Annotated in this window: 16 protein-coding genes; 4 read left to right on the top strand and 12 right to left on the bottom strand. The window is 64.0% G+C overall.

From position 1 onward, the window contains the following. Together HJO_RS16755 and HJO_RS16750 are read right to left on the bottom strand one after the other, a co-directional pair. Positions 1-468 (bottom strand): NAD(P)-binding protein (locus HJO_RS16755; protein ID WP_156945841.1); only part of this gene is annotated, 468 nt, incomplete at its 3' end. 319 nt (positions 469-787) lie between these two features. Beyond that, positions 788-1,804, bottom strand: coding sequence for a 2'-deoxycytidine 5'-triphosphate deaminase (locus tag HJO_RS16750; protein WP_035619322.1), 1,017 nt, complete (start codon positions 1,802-1,804; stop codon positions 788-790). Positions 1,805-1,868: 64 nt separating this feature from the next. Between HJO_RS16750 and metZ the strand changes: the two genes are divergently transcribed. Continuing rightward, a complete protein-coding gene (metZ, locus tag HJO_RS16745; protein WP_035619320.1) occupies positions 1,869-3,071 on the top strand; it encodes an O-succinylhomoserine sulfhydrylase in 1,203 nt (400 codons plus the stop codon). A gap of 24 nt (positions 3,072-3,095) precedes the next feature. Continuing rightward, positions 3,096-3,512, top strand: a complete 417-nt coding sequence (apaG, locus tag HJO_RS16740; protein WP_035619318.1) for a Co2+/Mg2+ efflux protein ApaG — start codon at positions 3,096-3,098, stop codon at positions 3,510-3,512. Between the two features lie 9 nt (positions 3,513-3,521). Here the strand turns inward: apaG and HJO_RS16735 are convergent, their stop codons facing one another. From HJO_RS16735 to HJO_RS16700, 8 genes are all read right to left on the bottom strand, one after another. After that, entirely contained in the window at positions 3,522-4,568 is a 1,047-nt protein-coding gene (locus tag HJO_RS16735; RefSeq protein ID WP_035619316.1) for a hypothetical protein, read from the bottom strand. Between the two features lie 120 nt (positions 4,569-4,688). After that, complete coding sequence (locus HJO_RS16730) at positions 4,689-5,951, bottom strand: SulP family inorganic anion transporter (protein WP_035619348.1); 1,263 nt, start codon at positions 5,949-5,951, stop codon at positions 4,689-4,691. Between the two features lie 87 nt (positions 5,952-6,038). Continuing rightward, the gene (locus HJO_RS16725) at positions 6,039-7,178 is read right to left on the bottom strand and encodes a zinc-binding dehydrogenase (RefSeq protein ID WP_035619315.1); all 1,140 of its coding nucleotides are present in this window, start codon (positions 7,176-7,178) and stop codon (positions 6,039-6,041) included. 135 nt (positions 7,179-7,313) lie between these two features. Next, positions 7,314-8,840: a ribosome biogenesis GTPase Der gene (gene der / locus HJO_RS16720; protein ID WP_035619313.1), complete on the bottom strand. Its 1,527-nt coding sequence runs from the start codon at positions 8,838-8,840 to the stop codon at positions 7,314-7,316. A 50-nt stretch (positions 8,841-8,890) separates the two neighbouring features. Further along, positions 8,891-10,240 carry an outer membrane protein assembly factor BamB family protein gene (locus HJO_RS16715; RefSeq protein ID WP_035619311.1) on the bottom strand — a complete coding sequence of 450 codons (1,350 nt, stop codon included), beginning with the start codon at positions 10,238-10,240 and terminating at the stop codon, positions 8,891-8,893. After that, complete coding sequence (locus HJO_RS16710) at positions 10,237-11,019, bottom strand: hypothetical protein (RefSeq protein ID WP_035619308.1); 783 nt, start codon at positions 11,017-11,019, stop codon at positions 10,237-10,239. Before HJO_RS16710 ends, HJO_RS16715 begins: the two co-directional genes overlap by 4 nt. A gap of 69 nt (positions 11,020-11,088) precedes the next feature. Further along, a complete protein-coding gene (panB, locus tag HJO_RS16705; RefSeq protein ID WP_035619306.1) occupies positions 11,089-11,925 on the bottom strand; it encodes a 3-methyl-2-oxobutanoate hydroxymethyltransferase in 837 nt (278 codons plus the stop codon). A 144-nt stretch (positions 11,926-12,069) separates the two neighbouring features. Beyond that, a complete protein-coding gene (locus tag HJO_RS16700) occupies positions 12,070-12,645 on the bottom strand; it encodes an NnrU family protein (RefSeq protein WP_035619303.1) in 576 nt (191 codons plus the stop codon). Between the two features lie 105 nt (positions 12,646-12,750). Between HJO_RS16700 and HJO_RS16695 the strand changes: the two genes are divergently transcribed. Both HJO_RS16695 and HJO_RS16690 read left to right on the top strand, forming a co-directional pair. Next, positions 12,751-13,377, top strand: coding sequence for a sulfotransferase family protein (locus HJO_RS16695; RefSeq protein WP_035619299.1), 627 nt, complete (start codon positions 12,751-12,753; stop codon positions 13,375-13,377). A gap of 116 nt (positions 13,378-13,493) precedes the next feature. Next, positions 13,494-14,123 (top strand): hypothetical protein, encoded by a 630-nt coding sequence (locus tag HJO_RS16690; protein WP_035619296.1) that lies wholly within the window; start codon positions 13,494-13,496, stop codon positions 14,121-14,123. Here HJO_RS16690 and HJO_RS16685 read toward each other — a convergent pair whose 3' ends face one another. Both HJO_RS16685 and thiO read right to left on the bottom strand, forming a co-directional pair. Further along, positions 14,124-15,296, bottom strand: a complete 1,173-nt coding sequence (locus HJO_RS16685) for an acyl-CoA dehydrogenase family protein (protein WP_162173858.1) — start codon at positions 15,294-15,296, stop codon at positions 14,124-14,126. Positions 15,297-15,361: 65 nt separating this feature from the next. Continuing rightward, positions 15,362-16,510, bottom strand: coding sequence for a glycine oxidase ThiO (gene thiO, locus HJO_RS16680; RefSeq protein ID WP_035619291.1), 1,149 nt, complete (start codon positions 16,508-16,510; stop codon positions 15,362-15,364). Between the last annotated feature and the right edge of the window lie 7 nt (positions 16,511-16,517).

Below are 16,517 nucleotides of genomic sequence, written 5' to 3'. Positions count from 1 at the left end.
CAAGCCATACTGGCGGGCGATGCGCCGGCTGTGTTCGAGGATTTCCGGCGCGCGGGAATATTTCTCGACCGGCATGTACCCGGTCTCTTCCAGCAGCGGCAGGTAGATATAGCTTTCGATATCGCAGGCTGCGCCGGGATAGCGGTTCCAGTACCAGGTGCCGCCGAAATCCCCGCCTTTCTCGATCAGCCGTATGTCGGTGACACCGGCATCGCGCAGCTTGGCACCTGCCAGCAGGCCGCCAAAGCCACCGCCGATGACGATAACGTCGGTATGGTCGCTGATCGGTGCACGTTCGACCCGCTCGACATACGGATCTTCAATATAATGGGCAAACTCGCCCGCCATGTTGACGTACTGGTTGTTGCCATCGGCGCGCACGCGCTTGTCGCGTTCGGCGCGGTATTTCGCCTTCAACGCCTGCGCGTCAAAATCCAGGCTGCCGATTGCCGCTGCATCGTCTGCCATCTTGTTCCTCCCGGGCCACCAGGTTCCGCGTTGCGCTTCTTGCTGGCGCATGCAGGCCGGACCTGTTTCCAATTCTCTGTGGTTCCAGCCAGAAACTTAGCCAAACTGCCGCCCGCAACAAGCAGGAATCCGTCCCCGGACGGGTTCACCGCGCGTCAAGTCGCGGGGCCAGTGTGGCGGCGTACTGCTGGAAAGCGCCTCCTTGGCCGTCTTCCAGCGTCCAGGCATGCACATGCCTGTCGCCATCGGATCAATGGGGCGCGGCAGGCTGCATCACTACCGGAATTCGGCAATGGCACGGCGCGCGCGGCGCCATGCGTCAGACAGCAAAATGCTTCGACAGTTTCAGGCCCTGCCCCTGATAGTTCGATCCCTTGCCGCCATAGAGGCCCGAAGGTTTCGCCGCCATCGGCTCGTAGATCAGTTTCGCCACAGGCTGGCCATGCTCCAGGATGAACGGCACGTCGCGTGACCGCACTTCCAGCACCGCCCGGCTGCCGCCCTTGTTCGTGCCGAATCCCGGATCGAAGAAACCGGCATAATGCGCGCGGAACTCACCCAGCTCCGGTGCAATCGGCGCCATCTCGGCTGCTTCCAGCGGCGCCACCTTCACCGCCTCCCGGCTGACCAGGATGTAGAAGTCTTCCGGGTTCAGCACGATGCGGCCATTGCGTGGATAGACCGGTTCCCAGAACTGGCCCGCCTCGTGTGCGCCGATGCCGCGCAGGTCCACCACGCCGGAATGCAGCTTGGCCCGGTAGCCCGCCGGCTGGCCCGCAGGCGGCTCCAGGTTGATCGACACGACCCGCTCCTTCAGCGCCGCCGGCCGCTTGCGCTTGAACCGCACCTGCGCCAGCCGGTCGCCGGGACGCACCATGATCGGGAAGGTGCGGGGCGACACTTCAAGATAAAGCGGCCCGGAATAGCCCGTCGGCACGTCGTCAAAGGCCTTGCCCCGATTGGTCACCAGGCGCGTGAACACGTCGATCCGCCCTGTCGAGCTCTTGGGGTTCGCCCGCGCCGAAATGCCTGACGGCAGGCGAAGTGATTCCTGAAGCGGCACCAGGTAGACACAGCCTGTTTCCAGCACGGCGCCCTTGTCGGTCAGGTCGATGCGATGCATGTGCACGCCCGGCTCCTGCAGCATCTCGGCCACCGACCGGTCCTTGCCCGGCAGGAAGCTCGCGCGCAGGCGGTAGGCGTCCTCGGCCAGGCGCAGGTCGAGGCTCGCCGGCTGGACCTGTCCGGTCTCCAGCGCGAGGTCACTGCGGATCGCGCCTTCGGCGACCAGTGCCTCGATTTCGTGATCGGGCAAAACGCCCGTTTCCTGCACCATCTCTTGCGCCCCTTATGCTCTCAGGCATAAGACCCAATGCAGGAAAGACAAGGACAATAACACCATGGCGGACGGCGCGGACACATCAGGCAAGGCGAGCTGGAAAGAGGCGACCAAAGCGGTACGCGGCGGCCAGATGCGGTCCGAATTCGGTGAAACCTCCGAGGCACTCTACCTGACCTCCGGCTATGCCTATGAGAGTGCCGAACAGGCCATGGCCCGCATGAAAGGCGAAGCGCCGGGATTCGTCTATTCCCGCTATGGCAGCCCGACCTGCGAAATGCTGCAGCAGCGACTCGCCCTGATCGAAGGGGCCGAGACCTGCCGCCTCGCCGGCAGTGGCATGGGCGCCATTTCCTCCGCCATTCTCGCGCCCCTGAAATCAGGCGACCGTGTCGTGGCCGCCACCGCCCTGTTCGGCTCCTGCCGCTGGATCATTGGCAACCTGATGCCGAAATACGGCATCGAGACCGTGTTCGTCGACGGCGCAGACCTCGACGCCTGGGAGCGGGAAATCGCCAAGGGCTGCCAGTTGGTCCTGATCGAAAGCCCGGCGAACCCCCTGCTCGACGGTGTCGACATCGCCGCGGTGGCCGGCCTTTGCAAGAAAGCCGGCGCGCTGCTGGTCGTCGACAATGTGTTTGCCACGCCCATCCTGCAGAAGCCGCTGGAATTCGGCGCCGATGTCGTCGTCTATTCCGCCACCAAGCACATGGACGGCCAGGGCCGTGTCATGCTCGGCGCGATCCTCTGTGATTCGGATTACATGAAAGAGGTCTACGACCCCTACCTGCGCCATGTCGGCCCGGCCGCCGCGCCGTTCAACGCCTGGGTTGTATTGAAGGGACTCGAAACCCTGAAATTGCGCGTCGATGCACAGAGTGCCAGCGCCGCCCGCCTCGCCGACGCCATTGCCGCCCACCCCAAGATTGCCGCCGTGCGCTACCCCCACCGCAAGGACCACCCGCACTACGCAATCCACAAGCGCCAGATGACGAGCGGCGGCACGATGATCGCGCTTTCAGTCAAGGGCGGCCAGGACGCAGCCTTCAAGTTCCTGAATTCACTGGAACTTGTGGATATCAGCAACAATCTCGGCGACACTAAGTCGCTCGCCTGCCACCCGTCCTCGACCACCCACCGCGCCCTTACCGACGAGCAGCAGGCCGCCATGGGTCTTGACCGCAGCTGGATCCGGTTTTCGGTCGGCCTGGAAGATCCTGACGACCTGGAAGCAGACCTTCTGCGTGCCCTTAACAGTGTGTGAACGAATTATGCGCAATTTCACATAATGGCCAGACGTCACGCACCCCCCCTGTACGAAGAAATCACGCAAGGCGTGCGTATCCGCGTTCGCCCGAAGTTCATGCACGACGAATCAGAGCCCTCACGCGGGCGGTTCATGTGGTCCTATACCGTCGATGTCGAGAATGAGAGCGACCAGACCTGGACCATCATTCGGCGCCACTGGCAGATCGTCGATGCCCAGGGCCGCAGGCAGGCTGTCGACGGCGAAGGCGTGATCGGCCAGACGCCGACACTGATGCCGGGCGAACGGTTCAGCTATACGTCCGGTGCGCCACTGGCAGCCCCATCAGGCATGATGAGCGGCTCCTATGACCTGCAGGATGAAGCCGGGTTCGAGATCGTCGCGACCATCCCGGTGTTTTCGCTCGACAGTCCCTACGACAAGTCGCTGCCCAGCTGACCTGCACTCCTACGGCGCCGGCTGCCCCGGCCTGACCTCGCCCATGTCGACCACACGCATGTACCCCTTCATCATCTGGGGAGAAAACACGGCCTGAAGGTCGCCTGATGCCAGGATGCCCTCCCATTCTGCCAGCTTGTCGGGCGCAGCCTCCGCAAAGAGGACATTGCCGCCCGCCGCGTCGCCGAGATAGGCGCCATATTCCTGCAGCGCGCGGGCGATTACCTTGCCTTGTGGCGACAGGTCGGACCGCTCGACATTGAAGGCCGGGTCAAGCTGAATACGGGCGCCCAGCGGCATGCCCACCTTCGGTGCACCCGATGCCGCATCACCAACCAGCGCCGTGCTGGCCGGCGGTACGAAGGCATTCGGCCTGACGCCGGGATAGGCGAACATCAAGGCGTGATTGATCCGTCCCGCCTTGACCTCATCGACCCGGATCAGGCCTGCCGACAGCGGAAAGCCCGACGGCAGCGCGCTCGCAGCGTAGACCGGCTTTTCTGCCTCGTCCCACGGCTTTGAAACGCCCGATCCGCGCAGGTTTGTCACGGCGCCGAAGCCCATGAACCACAGGCCGTCTTCCCGCAGGAAAGCCTGCTTCAGGTCCCACTCCAAATGCCGATCCTTGTCGACGATGGCCATATAGCCCGTACCGGACGCCGGGCCCGAGGGCCCTGCGTCATTTGGGATCGGAATTGCGCGCGGCTGTTCGAACCCCCGCCCGATGCGGTTTTCGTAAAGATCGATGACATCGTGTTTGGGGGTCGCTTCCAGATCGATATAGAAGATCGGAACCGACCATTCCTTGATGTTGATATACAGGGCGCCGCCACGCGCGAACTCGGCGATCATGGCATCGGAATTCGGATCGGTCCGCGCCTCTTTCGGAATCGGCGTGTTCCACGGGCTGTCATCGCTGAACGGCCGCCACGTCGTGGATTCTACAGGCTTTGCTTCCGCGGCCTCGGTGGGCGTCGGCTCGGCTGGCCCTTGCGAGCACGCGGACAAGGCGGCCGCGAGGACACCGAACACAAGGTTTCGGACCAATACTGACATGTCAGCGCTCCCAAAGCTCACCCGAAAATATGCAAATTCGGGCAATACTCAAACCAGATCATGCTATTTGGCGAAAATACCAAGCGACTTCGCCCGACGCGTGCGCAGCCCGTGCAGGGTTCAGCGCTCCGGCGGCTTCCAGTCGGCTGGCGGGATATTGCGATTGCGCAGCCGCAAGGCGAGCCCCAGCGCGACACCGGCACCAATTGCGAATGTCAGGTCGACCAGAACCGTCAGGAGCAGGGTCATCACCAGCAACAGGCGGTCGGACGGCTTGGCGGCGGCGTATCCCTTCCACTTGTGCGGCTCGCTCATGTTCCAGGCTGTCAGGACAAGGATGGCCGAAAGTGCCGGCATGGCAAGATAACCGGCCAGCGGCGCAAACAGCAACAGCGCGCCGAGAATGACCAGCGCATGCACGATCCCGGCAACCGGTGTCTTGCCCCCGGCCCGGACATTGGTCGCGGTGCGTGCGATTGCGCCAGTGGCGGGCAGGCCGCCGAACAGCGACGACCCGATATTCGCAAATCCCTGCGCCAGGACTTCCGCATTCGACCGGTGTTTCGAGCCGATCATCCTGTCGGCCACCATTGCCGACAACAGCGATTCGACACCCGCCAGGAATGCGATCACGGCTGCCGATGGCAGCAATTCGACGATCCGGTCATGCGTGAAAGCAGGCAGTGCCGGCATTGGCAGCTGGCCACTCAGCGGTCCGTAGCGCGAAACGATCGTGTCGACCGGCAGCTGCAGGAAATACGCGACGCCGGAGGTCAGGCCGACCGCAATGACGAGTCCTGGAAATTGCGGCAGCAGACGGCGGAACAGCACGATCAGCCCCAGCGTGACCAGCGCCAGCAATGTCGCGGCCACGTCGGCTGTCTCCCGCGCGGCCCACAAGACCGGCAGCTTGCCCAGGAAGTCCGCCGGAACCTTGCCGGGTTCCAGCCCGAAGAAATCGCCGAGCTGGCTGGTCGCAATGATGATCGCAATCCCGATCGTGAACCCGCTGACGACCGCCTCCGGGACATAACTGATCAGGTTGCCGACCCTCAGCAGGCCCGCACAGACAAGGATGACACCGGCCATGAACGTCGCCAGCACCAGCCCGTCATAGCCGTGCACCGCAATGACGCCGAACACGACCACGATGAACGCACCGGTTGGCCCGCCGATCTGCACCCGGCTTCCGCCGAGCAACGAAATCAGCAAACCGCCGATGATGGCGGTGACCAGGCCCTGCGCCGGCGTTGCGCCTGACGCAATCGCAATGGCAATGCTCAGCGGCAGCGCCACCATCGCGACACTGATGCCAGCCAACGTATCGGCCAGGAACAGGCGCGGCGTGTAATCCCGAAGCGTCGTAACGATTTTTGGTAACAACATGCGTATCCTGCCCCCGACAGGAAATACTTTCTAGCATGCCGGGCCTGGCACCCGCTACGCGGCAAGACTTCGCAGGTACAACCCCTACTTGTTTGGGTTGATCAGGTATTTCTCACCGGTTGCACGCCGGTTATAGGCCTCCAGGATCGGCAATTGCAGCGCTTCGGCCAGCGAGATTTCCGATGTGTAATGGCTCGCAAACGTGGTCTTCAGCTCTTTGCCGACGCGGGCCCGTAGCTTTGCGCGGCCTTCCGAGCCGACCTTCTGCAGGAATGGCGTCAGCAGGAACCCGCCCACGCCCCAGGCCATGCCCACGCCCGGCGGCAGGGTTGTCGGGCTCATGTCGAGCCGGCCATAGATATAGACCTGCTTGTGCGTCGCCGACCCGTAGCGGCTGTATTCCTTGGCATTCAGGTTGGCTGCCGCCTCCATGGCCACAAGGATCTGGCCGGCAAGCGGTCCGCCGCCGATGGCGTCAAAACCGAGCGTTGCACCGGTCGCCGCGAGCGCGCGGATCAGGTCGTCCATGAAGCCGAGCGATTTGGAATTGACGATGTATTTCGCGCCAATGTCCCGCAGGATTTTCTCCTGGGCATCGGACCGCACCACATTCACCAGGTCAATTCCGTCGGCGATGCAGATCTTGTTCAGCATCTGGCCGAGGTTCGAGGCCGCCGCCGTGTGCAGCAGCGCGGTGTGGCCTTCCATGCGCATCACTTCGGTCATCGCCAGCGATGTCAGCGGATTGACGAAGCAGGAAGCGCCGTCGCGGGCCGTCGCGTCGGCAGGCAGCTCCATGCACTGGGCGACATTCAGCATGCGATACTGGGTGTACATCTCGCCGCCGAGGCCGGCGACCGTCTTGCCGAGCAGGGCCTGCGCCGCAGGCGACGACCCGGCCGCCACGACAGTGCCCGCGCCTTCATTGCCCACCGGCATCGACTCGTCGATGCGCGGGGTCATGGCGCGCATACCGGCGGCCGGCACCTTGGCAGTGACAACGGGCCGGTCGGCAGTTCCCGACGCTTTCGCCGTGCTCATGTCGGCTGCACCAATCAGCAGCCCGAGGTCGGACGGGTTGATCGGCGTGGCTTCGACGCGGATGATGACATCATCAGGGCCCGGCGTGGGGACATCGACTTCAACCAGGGAGAGTTCGAGTTCCCCGCCCGACTTTACATGTGATCTCAGTTGCAGGCCCTTGGCCGGAACGCTGGACGCCATCTGTTTCTCCCTGTGTGCTGCGTGGTGTGGATTTTCCACATGATTACACGTTGCGAGGGGCCGCGTCCAAGTCTTGTAATTTTACCGGCTCGCACCTAGGGCGCGGCGGGTGACGCCGGGTCATCCAGCGCCGCCCTACTGTTTCGGCTTGTAACGCTTCGACGGCCGCTGCTGCGCGGCCTTGTCGGCATATGGGTTCTTGCCCTGCCGCACGAACAGGCGAATCGGCACGCCGTTCATGTCAAACGCATCGCGGACGCCGTTCACGAGGTAGCGCTTGTACTGATCCGGCATCTGGTCCCCGCGCGAAGCAATCAGCACGAAGGTCGGCGGCCGCGCCTTCATCTGCGCCATGTAGCGCGGCTTGATGCGCTTTCCGTGGACCGACGGTGGCGGATGGCGCTCGACCGTGTGGCGCAGCCAGCGGTTCAGGTCGCCGGTCTTCACCCGCGCAGTCCAGTTGGCATAGACGCTGACGACGGCCGGCATCAGCTTTTCGATATTCCGGCCGGTCAGGCCCGACAGGAACACCACAGGCGCACCGCCGGCGTTCGGCATCAGGCGGCTGGCCAGGTCGCGGATATGCTTGGCCGCCGCGTCGGGATCCTTCACCAGGTCCCATTTCGAAATCACCAGGACAATGCCCCGGCCTTCGCGCAGGGTAAGTTCGGCAATCTGCAGGTCCTGCTTTTCCATCGCCTCGTCGGCATCCATGACCAGGGCCACGATGTCGGCATATTTCAGGGACCGGATGGTCTCGCCGGTCGACATGCGCTCCAGCTTTTCCTGCACCCGCGCCTTGCGGCGCAGGCCCGCCGTATCCACGAGACGGATGCGGCGGCCTTCCCATTCCCAGTCGATGGAAATCGAATCCCGCGTGATGCCCGCTTCCGGGCCGGTCAGCAGGCGATCGGACTGCAGCAGCTGGTTGATCAGCGTCGACTTGCCCGCGTTCGGGCGGCCGACAATGGCCAGCCTGATCGGCTTGTCGGGGCGCACCGGTTCGGGCTCGACATCGACGTCGGCCTCTTCAATGGCGGCAACGAGATCGTCATCCGACAGCGTCTGGTCGTCGATATCAATATGCGCCAGCTTGTCGAGAATGTCTTCGCCGCCAAACTGCGTATAGTCGGGCTCGGCCTCTTCCATCGCCTTTTCGAACGCATCCTCGCCCAGCGCCTCACGCAAGGCGGCGAACAGGTCGGCCATGCCCTCGCCATGCTCGGCCGACAGGCCAACCGGCTCGCCAAAACCCAGTTCCCAGGCTTCGTTGAGGCCATCGCGCCCCGCCTTGCCTTCGGCCTTGTTCGCCGCCAGCACGACCGGGATGTTCGCCCTGCGCAGCAACGCGGCAAAGCTCTGGTCCTCGATCGTCACACCGACGCGCGCATCGATCAGGAACAGCGCCACTTCGGCTTCGGCAATTGCAAGTTCGGTCTGCTTGCGCATACGCGACTGCAGGCTGTCATCGTGGACGTTCTCGTAACCGGCCGTATCGATCAGGATCAGGGGCAGCGACGCGAGCCGGCCGTCGGCCTGCTTGCGGTCACGGGTCACCCCCGGCTGGTCATCGACCAACGCGATCTTCTTGCCGGCAAGCCGGTTGAACAGCGTCGATTTGCCGACATTCGGACGCCCGACAATGGCGAGTTTCAACGGCATGAGCCTGCCCGTTCATATGGCTGACGGGCGGGCTTTGGGGGCCGTGCGCCCTATTGGATGGCGATCAGCTTGGCCTCGTCCGTGAGGATAAGCAGTTTGTCCTGTACAGCGATGGGTTCAAGGTAAACCGTCGAGCCCAGCTTCACAGAGCCGGTCTGCTGCCCGGTTTGCGGAGAAAATGCAAGCAGTTCTCCCAGCGACGACACGATCAGGATCCGTCCCGAGGCCACGATCGGCCCGGAATAGGAAATCCGGCCCTTCTTCTTCTTCTCTTTCTTGAACTTGCGCAGCGGCGTCACCCAATAGGCCTCGCCATTGGCGGCGTTCAGTGCCGCCAGCGTGTCATCCGTGCCGAGAACGAACATGTATGGCCCGGCGAGCGCAGGCGCCTGCACCGAACCGATCGGCACCGCCCACACGCGGTTCCCGCTGCGCCCGTCAATCGCGATCGTGACGCCCGACTGGCTGGATGCGAACACCAGGCCGCCGGCCAGGACAGGGCGCGATCCGATATCATTGATCTCGGAAATCGGCGTGAACCGCCCGGCCTGCGAGATGGCGTCCGTCCACAGGCGCCGGCCATTTGAGGCCAGGTAGGCGATGATTTCGCCGGAAGAATAAGGCGCAATCACGAAATCCTCGACGGCTGCGGGGCTGGAACTGCCCAGCACGCGCGCCGATTCCGCGATCGCCTGGTCGCTCCACTCGGTCTCGCCCGTGGCGAAATTCAGCGCGAACACTTCATTATTGTTGGAGGCAACGAAAATGCGGCCGTCCTTGATGGTCGGTGCGCCGGTCATCGGGGCGCCAAGTTCGCGCTTCCACTTTTCCGTGCCGTTCGATGCGTCCAGCGAAGCGACGAAGCCAAAGCCGCTCGCCACGATCAGCGTGTCGCCGGAAATGCCGAGGCCGCCGCCGAGTGCCGTCTTGTCCCGCTTGGTCAGGCCTTTGAGCTTCTTGCTCCACACGCGCTTGCCGTTGGCCAGGTTGGTCGCCACGACCGTCTGGTCTGCGTCGAGCGTGTAGACGGTTGTCTCGCTGGTGACGGGCGGCGTCGTGATCGCCGACTTGCGGTCTGATCCTGCCCCCACATTGGCGCGCCAGGCAATCTTCAGCTCCGGTGCGGCCACGACATGCCCGACCACCTTGGACGCGTTCGCGCCGGCCTCGGTCCAGGCAGACACCTGAACAGGATCCGGCAGCGTGATCTCGACATTTGCGAGTTCAGGATTCGCCTTGATGGCCTCATCGCTCAGCACCATCGTGATGCGTCCGGCCTTGTCTTCCGCCGATTTTTCCTTGGCCTTGCTGTTGCCGAATTTCGGCAGGCTGCTGCACGCCGAAAGGGCGAGCACCATGCCGAGCGCAACTGAAGCTGCGAGATTGCGCGATGGGCTCATTGGCCGGTCTCCTCGGACTCTGTTGGGGCAGGCGACGGAGCCGGCTCTGGATCGGATGTCGTTTCCGGCGCCGTTTCGGACGGAGCGGACTCTGCCGCCGCGTCCTCGACCACCACATCCTCGACCGCGACCTCTTCGGCAGGCGGAATCGCTGCCAGGGCCAGTTCGGCGCGGCGCTTGACGCCGGATGGCGCCGCCGCATCAAAACGCAGGCGGTTGAATTCGGTACGGGCTCGCGCAATGTCGCCGGTTGCAAACGCCTTGGCGGCGACCAGCTCGCGCGCCAGCGCGCCAAGCGGGCTGTCGTCGTCAACCAGGCTGCCCAGTGTGGCTTCCAGTTCGGTCATCGACTGGCCGTCTGCGGAAAAGTAGGCCCGCTTCAGCAGGGCAAGGCGCTCATAGGGGCCGCCTTCGACGCCGCCGATTCGCGCCAGCGAGGCCGCCGCGCCTTCAGCGTCTCCGCTGCCCTCGTAAAGGGACTGCGCCAGGTATTGGGCCGCCAGCGGCGACATCTTCGATTCTTCGTCCGCCAGCTCGGAAAAGCCGGACCGCGCCGCCTGGTATGACCCGTTGTGCAGCTCTGACAGGGCCGTTTCCAGCTTCAGGGCCCGCGCGGTGCGGGCGGCTTCGGCCCGCGGCGCCAGCACGAATTCATTGAGCGCCACAGCGCCCAGCAACAACGCGACTGCGCCATACACGACCAGCCGGTAACGCTTCCACCACGTCTCCAGCCTGTCTTGCCGAAGGCTGTCGTCGACTTCTTCAAAAATGTCGCTCAATTGGGGCGCTCCGGTGGGTTTGATGGTCCGGTCAGGAACCTAGACGGGCGATGGGCGCGCTGCAACGTGTCAGCGCTGTTCGGGGGCAGGTTTTCGCAGGGCATAGGTTTCAGCCTCCCCAGGGAATTTGCGGGCACGGACATCGGCGGCATAGGCAGAGACCGCATCGGATATGCTTGTGCTGAGATCAGCATAGCGGCGGACGAATTTGGGCGTCCAGTCGAACAGGCCCAGCATGTCGTGCGTGACGAGAATCTGCCCGTCACAGGCCGCCGACGCGCCGATCCCGATGGTCGGACAGCTGACTTCGGCCGTTATGGCGGCCGCAAGGTCCTCGGCGACGCCCTCGATCACGATGGCAAAGGCACCTGCTTCGTCAGCCGCGCGGGCCTCGGCAATCACCCGGTCGCGCTCGCCGAACGTGCGGCCCTTGGCCCGGAAACCGCCGTCGACATTGATGGCCTGCGGGCGAAGGCCGATATGGCCCATGACCGGCACGCCGCGCTCGACAAGGTGCGCGATCTGGCCCGCCGCATAGGTGCCGCTCTCGATCTTGATCGCCTGGCAGCCGGTTTCCTTCATGATGCGCGCGGCATTCAGGAAGGCGGAATCATTGTTTGTCTCGTAGGACCCGAACGGCATGTCGACCACGACCATGGCCTGGTCGCTGCCGCGCATCACTGCCTGCCCGTGCAGGATCATCATTTCCATGGTCACGCCCACGGTCGACGGCAGGCCGTGCACAACCATGCCCAGGCTGTCGCCCACCAGCAGTACATCGGCGTGCGGGTCCAGCAGGGCGGCCATCGGCGCATCATAGGCTGTCAGGCACACAAGCGGCGTACCGGCCTTGGCGGCTGCAATATCCTTGACCGTCTTGCGGCGGGTGGTGGTTTGTTTCGACATGGCGCGCGGCTTAGCCTGTCAGGCCCTGCGGAGCAAGACGACTCGGCCTGTGCCACACGCGCCGCGGATCGGGGCCGAATCGGCCCTGCCCCTGCGGTCGCGGCTGGCCGGCATGGTTAATGCAGCAGGCCGCGGCGGCCATCGTCACATGACCGCGACGCCGAACAGGATCGGGTGCAGCCACATCAGGATCGCGACATAGGCCGCCGTCCCGATCACCACGGCGCCGATGTCGGCCACGGTTGAAGACGGCGCATCCCCGGCCGGCCCGGTGTCGCCACGCCGCTTCACCGCAATGCGGTCGATCACGGCATAGGCGAGGAAACTGGTGAAAAGGATCACCGAATTGATCTCGCCATTCGCCAGAAGGTGCCCGAATGCCCACAACTTCACGGCCACCAGCATCGGATGCTTCACCGCTTTCTTGATCGCGCCGGTCGGCAGCTGGGACGCGACCAGCAGGATCAGTGCCGGCAGCATCAGCGCCATGTTCACATGCCGGCCCCAGCTCGGCGCAACGTACAGGATGCCCGCATCCCGCGTCGCCGCAAAGCCCCAGCAGATCAGCACGAAACCGGCCAGCGACACGAGGCTGTAGAGCCCCATATAGGGGCCATACCCAAGCTTCGCCTTGAGGTCCTTGCCCGGTTCACGCGACCGGAACGTCGTGAAAAGGTGCGCCCCGAAGAACACCACAAGGCCGAGTATCAGATATAACATGGACGTGCCCTCCCAAGGCTTTTGCGAAGCCTAGTCTGATCCGCTTCTTTGGGCTAGCGTCCCGTTTTTACCGTCAAAAGGGACGGTTTCGGGGGGAGAAGACAGATGACAATTGGTGTAATCAGCGCCGGCTTCGGCCGCACGGGGACAATGTCCCTCAAACTCGCATTGGAAGAACTCGGCCACGGGCCGTGCCATCACATGATCGAGGTGATCGGAAACGGCGACGCGCAAGTGCCGCTCTGGAACGACGCCCTGGCAGGCCATCCCGATTTCCAGGCGATCTATGCCGGATTCAATTCCGCCGTCGACTGGCCGACCGCCGCATTCTGGAAAGAGGTGGCAGACGCCTATCCGGACGCGAAGGTCATTCTGTCCACGCGCTCTGCCGAGAGCTGGTACAACAGCATATCGGAGACGATCCTGGCGACTGTCTGGGCGCCAGAGACATGGCCCGCCCCGGCGGTAGAGTGGTTCAAGATGGTCACCAGGGTGCTCGAGCGCAGTTTCGGCGACGCGAAGGACAAGGATGCCATCATCGCCACCTTCCACGCCCACGAAGCCGCCGTGAAGGCCGCGATCCCGGCAGACCGGCTGCTGGTCCACTCGGCCAGGGATGGCTGGGAACCGCTCTGTGCCTTCCTCGGAAAGCCGGTGCCGGCAACGCCTTATCCGCGCACGAACAGCAAGGAAGAGTTCTTCCAGCACATGAAGGAAGCGGACGATATGTAATGGTCGCAGTGGCGGGGCGACCTGCCATGCTGCGTTAAAGCGACTGGCCGGGCACGCGCGTTTTGCCTTTGCACGCGCGGCCTGGCCACCCGGAAGCGAATGACAGAGGACGAGACATGATTTTGAAACGTGCCCCCTATGGTTTGGCTGCCCTTGTGCTGCTGTCTGCCTGCGGCAAGCCTGCGGGCGTGACACCCGCTCCGGCCAATGGCAGCGAGGCCTCGACCGAGACGCCAGCGCCAGCGCCGGTTTCGGCAGAAGCAGAGACAGAGGCAGGCACGAATGCCGGCCCGGTCAACGCCTTCGCTTTCGAGGAGACCGGCACGCAGATGCGCGGGCCGGTTCCCGCCGCCGGGGATGTGAGTCTTGCTGGCGGTTGCAACGGCAAAACCCCCATCAGTCTCACCATGTATTCCGGCACACCCAACAATGAGACATGGTTCAATGTCGCGTTCGATACAGAAGGCGTCGTCGGCCCTGGCGAGACCGGAACATTCCCGCTCGCGAGCCTCGAATGGGACAATGGCGTGATGCGGCCTGAGACCCTGCCGGAGGACTCGCCTTTCCGGGTGCCGGTCCGGCTTGAGGGCACGGGCACATTGACGCTCGATGCCCATCAAGCCTCGACAGATGTGCGCCGCATGGTCGGGACGCTGAAGGGGCATGTCGCGCAGCAAGACGGCAATGAGACAGCCGACTTGACGGTCCGTTTCGACATCAACCTGTCATGCGGTGTCAACTTCTGATCAGTAACTCTTCGGCAGGCCCAGCACGCGCTCGGCGATGAAATTCAGGATCATCTCGCGGCTGACCGGGGCGATACGCGCCAGCATGGCTTCGCGCATCATCCGCTCGACATGGTATTCCCGGGCATAGCCCATGCCACCATGCGTCAGCACCGCCGTCTCGCACGCGGTAAAGCCCGCTTCGGTGCCCAGGTATTTCGCGGCGTTGGCTTCAGCGCCGCAATCCTGGCCCGCGTCGTACAGCGCGGCTGCCTTGTAGGCCATCAGTTCTGCCGCCGACAGTTCGGCCCAAGACCGGGCCAGCGGGTGCTGGATGCCCTGGTTCTGCCCGATCGGCCGGCCGAACACGACGCGCTCCTGCGCATAGCGCGCGGCCCGCTCCAGCGCCGCAAAGCCAAGCCCCACGCTTTCCGCCGCAAACAGCACGCGCTCCGGGTTCAGGCCCTGCAGCAGGTATTTGAAGCCCGCGCCTTCCTCGCCGATCAGGTGCTCTTTCGGCACGTCCAGACCGTCAATGAACAGCGTGTTGCACTCCACCGCCTTGCGGCCCATTTTCGGGATCGGGTTCGCCTCGATCTTGCCCCGGTCGAGATCGGTATAGAACAGCGACAGGCCAAGGTGCGGCTTGGCGCACTGGTCCTTCGGCGTGGTGCGCGCGATGATCAGGATCTTGTCAGCCCGCTGCGCGCCAGTCGTCCAGATCTTCCGCCCGTTGATGACATAGCCATTATTGGTCCGCTCGGCCTTGGTCTCCAGCGACGCCGTGTCGAGTCCCGAATTCGGCTCCGTCACGGCAAAGCACATCTTCTCCTGGCCCGAGATGATCTTCGGCAGGTTCTCCTGCTTCTGTTCTTCGGTGCCGAATTTCTCCAGCGGTTTGGGCCCGAAAATATTCAGGTGGATCGCCGACGCGCCGGAAAAGCCCGCGCCCGAGCGCGTCACCGTCTGCATCATCAGCGCCGCTTCAGTCAGGCCGAGCCCCGCGCCGCCATATTCTTCCGGGAAGGCAATGCCCAGCCAGCCGCCCTTGGCCATCGCGTCACAGAACGCTTCCGGCCAGTCGCCAGTGTCGTCTGTCTTCAGCCAGTATTCATCATCGAACGGCGCGATTGTCTTCTCGACCGCGTCCTTGATGGCCATCTGGTCTTCACTCATTGGCGCGATCTGGTGCATGCGTTCCTCCTGGTTGGCACGAGACTTAGGCCGGAGGCGCACGCCCGTCCAGCATGGCCCCGGCGTCAGGCCGTCGCAGCCGCAAACCGCGCCGGGCTGAACGCCGCCGCCAGCGCGCTTGTTTTTCCCTCAAGCACCATGTCCGCCATGATCTGCGCCGTCACTGGCGCCAGCAGGATGCCATTGCGATAGTGGCCGGAGGCGACAAACAGGTCCTTCGCCTGCGTCCTGCCAATCAGGGGCGCATGGTCTGCTGTGCCCGGGCGCACACCGGCCCAGGTCTCCAGTTGGGTGGCACCGGCAATCGCCGGACACAGGCGCGCTGCATCTGCGCGCAAGCCGGCGATCGTGTCGGCATCGGCATGATCGGTTGCAACGCCCTGCTCCATCGTCGCCCCGATGATGATGCGGTCCGGCTTCGGCGCGATATAGATGCCGCCGCACCGCACGGTCATGGACGGCAGGCCCGGCCCGCGCGCAACCGAAAGCATCTGGCCGCCATAGCAATCGATTTCGTCGAGCGCGGTGTCCCAGTTCACGAGGCTGTAAAGCTGGCCATTCTGTTCGACCTTGATGCTGGCCGTGCTCCAGCCTGCTGCCGCCAAAATGATGTCATGGCCTGGCAGATGCAGTCGCCCGCCACGGTCTTCGAGTGGCGCCTGGCCCACCACGAAGCGAACAGACGCGTGATCCGACAGCGCCGCAATCAGGGCCGTGACAATCGCCCGGTTGTCGATCTGGCCGTCCGTCGGCAGGTTCAGTGCCGCCTCCACGTCGGGGGAAACGGCGGGTTCGATCTGGCGGATGGCGTCAGCGCCCAACATGTCGCTTTCGACATTGTGGCGCTCCAGCGCATCTCTGAGGTTTTGGAGACCGGCGGCCTCCGACGCGTCAAATGCCAGCGCGAGGGATGGCCCGGCAGAGAAGCCGAGGTTCCGGCCGGATGCCCGCCCGATGGCGTCGGCAAAACCCGGCCACAGCGCAGCGCTCTCCATGCACAGGTCGAACAGGCGCGGATGTGCGCCCTCTTCTGCGGCTGCCTCATAGGCCGGCGCAAGCATGCCCGCCGCGGCCCAGCTGGCCCCGCGCCCCGGTTCGTTCTTGTCGTAGATTGTCACCTGCGCGCCCCGCTTCGCGAGTTCCCACGCGCACGACAGGCCAATGATACCAGCGCCAATAATGGCGATATGCGGGGAGGAAAGGCTCGGGGTCATTCAGGCC

The sequence above is a fragment of the Hyphomonas johnsonii MHS-2 genome, from assembly GCF_000685275.1.
GTDB classification, from domain to species: Bacteria; Pseudomonadota; Alphaproteobacteria; order Caulobacterales; family Hyphomonadaceae; genus Hyphomonas; species Hyphomonas johnsonii.
Note: the sequence above shows the minus strand (reverse complement) of the source record. Positions and strands in the feature narration are given on the sequence as shown.

What these genes read in the sequence shown, in the direction of transcription:
- HJO_RS16695 (WP_035619299.1), top strand. Translation starts at nt 12,751, where the DNA reads ATGACAATTGGTGTAATCAGCGCCGGCTTCGGCCGCACGGGGACAATG.
- HJO_RS16700 (WP_035619303.1), bottom strand. Translation starts at nt 12,645, where the DNA reads ATGTTATATCTGATACTCGGCCTTGTGGTGTTCTTCGGGGCGCACCTT.
- HJO_RS16735 (WP_035619316.1), bottom strand. Translation starts at nt 4,568, where the DNA reads ATGTCAGTATTGGTCCGAAACCTTGTGTTCGGTGTCCTCGCGGCCGCC.
- metZ (WP_035619320.1), top strand. Translation starts at nt 1,869, where the DNA reads ATGGCGGACGGCGCGGACACATCAGGCAAGGCGAGCTGGAAAGAGGCG.
- HJO_RS16685 (WP_162173858.1), bottom strand. Translation starts at nt 15,296, where the DNA reads ATGCACCAGATCGCGCCAATGAGTGAAGACCAGATGGCCATCAAGGAC.
- HJO_RS16750 (WP_035619322.1), bottom strand. Translation starts at nt 1,804, where the DNA reads ATGGTGCAGGAAACGGGCGTTTTGCCCGATCACGAAATCGAGGCACTG.
- HJO_RS16725 (WP_035619315.1), bottom strand. Translation starts at nt 7,178, where the DNA reads ATGGCGTCCAGCGTTCCGGCCAAGGGCCTGCAACTGAGATCACATGTA.
- thiO (WP_035619291.1), bottom strand. Translation starts at nt 16,510, where the DNA reads ATGACCCCGAGCCTTTCCTCCCCGCATATCGCCATTATTGGCGCTGGT.
- apaG (WP_035619318.1), top strand. Translation starts at nt 3,096, where the DNA reads ATGGCCAGACGTCACGCACCCCCCCTGTACGAAGAAATCACGCAAGGC.
- HJO_RS16690 (WP_035619296.1), top strand. Translation starts at nt 13,494, where the DNA reads ATGATTTTGAAACGTGCCCCCTATGGTTTGGCTGCCCTTGTGCTGCTG.
- panB (WP_035619306.1), bottom strand. Translation starts at nt 11,925, where the DNA reads ATGTCGAAACAAACCACCACCCGCCGCAAGACGGTCAAGGATATTGCA.
- HJO_RS16715 (WP_035619311.1), bottom strand. Translation starts at nt 10,240, where the DNA reads ATGAGCCCATCGCGCAATCTCGCAGCTTCAGTTGCGCTCGGCATGGTG.
- der (WP_035619313.1), bottom strand. Translation starts at nt 8,840, where the DNA reads ATGCCGTTGAAACTCGCCATTGTCGGGCGTCCGAATGTCGGCAAATCG.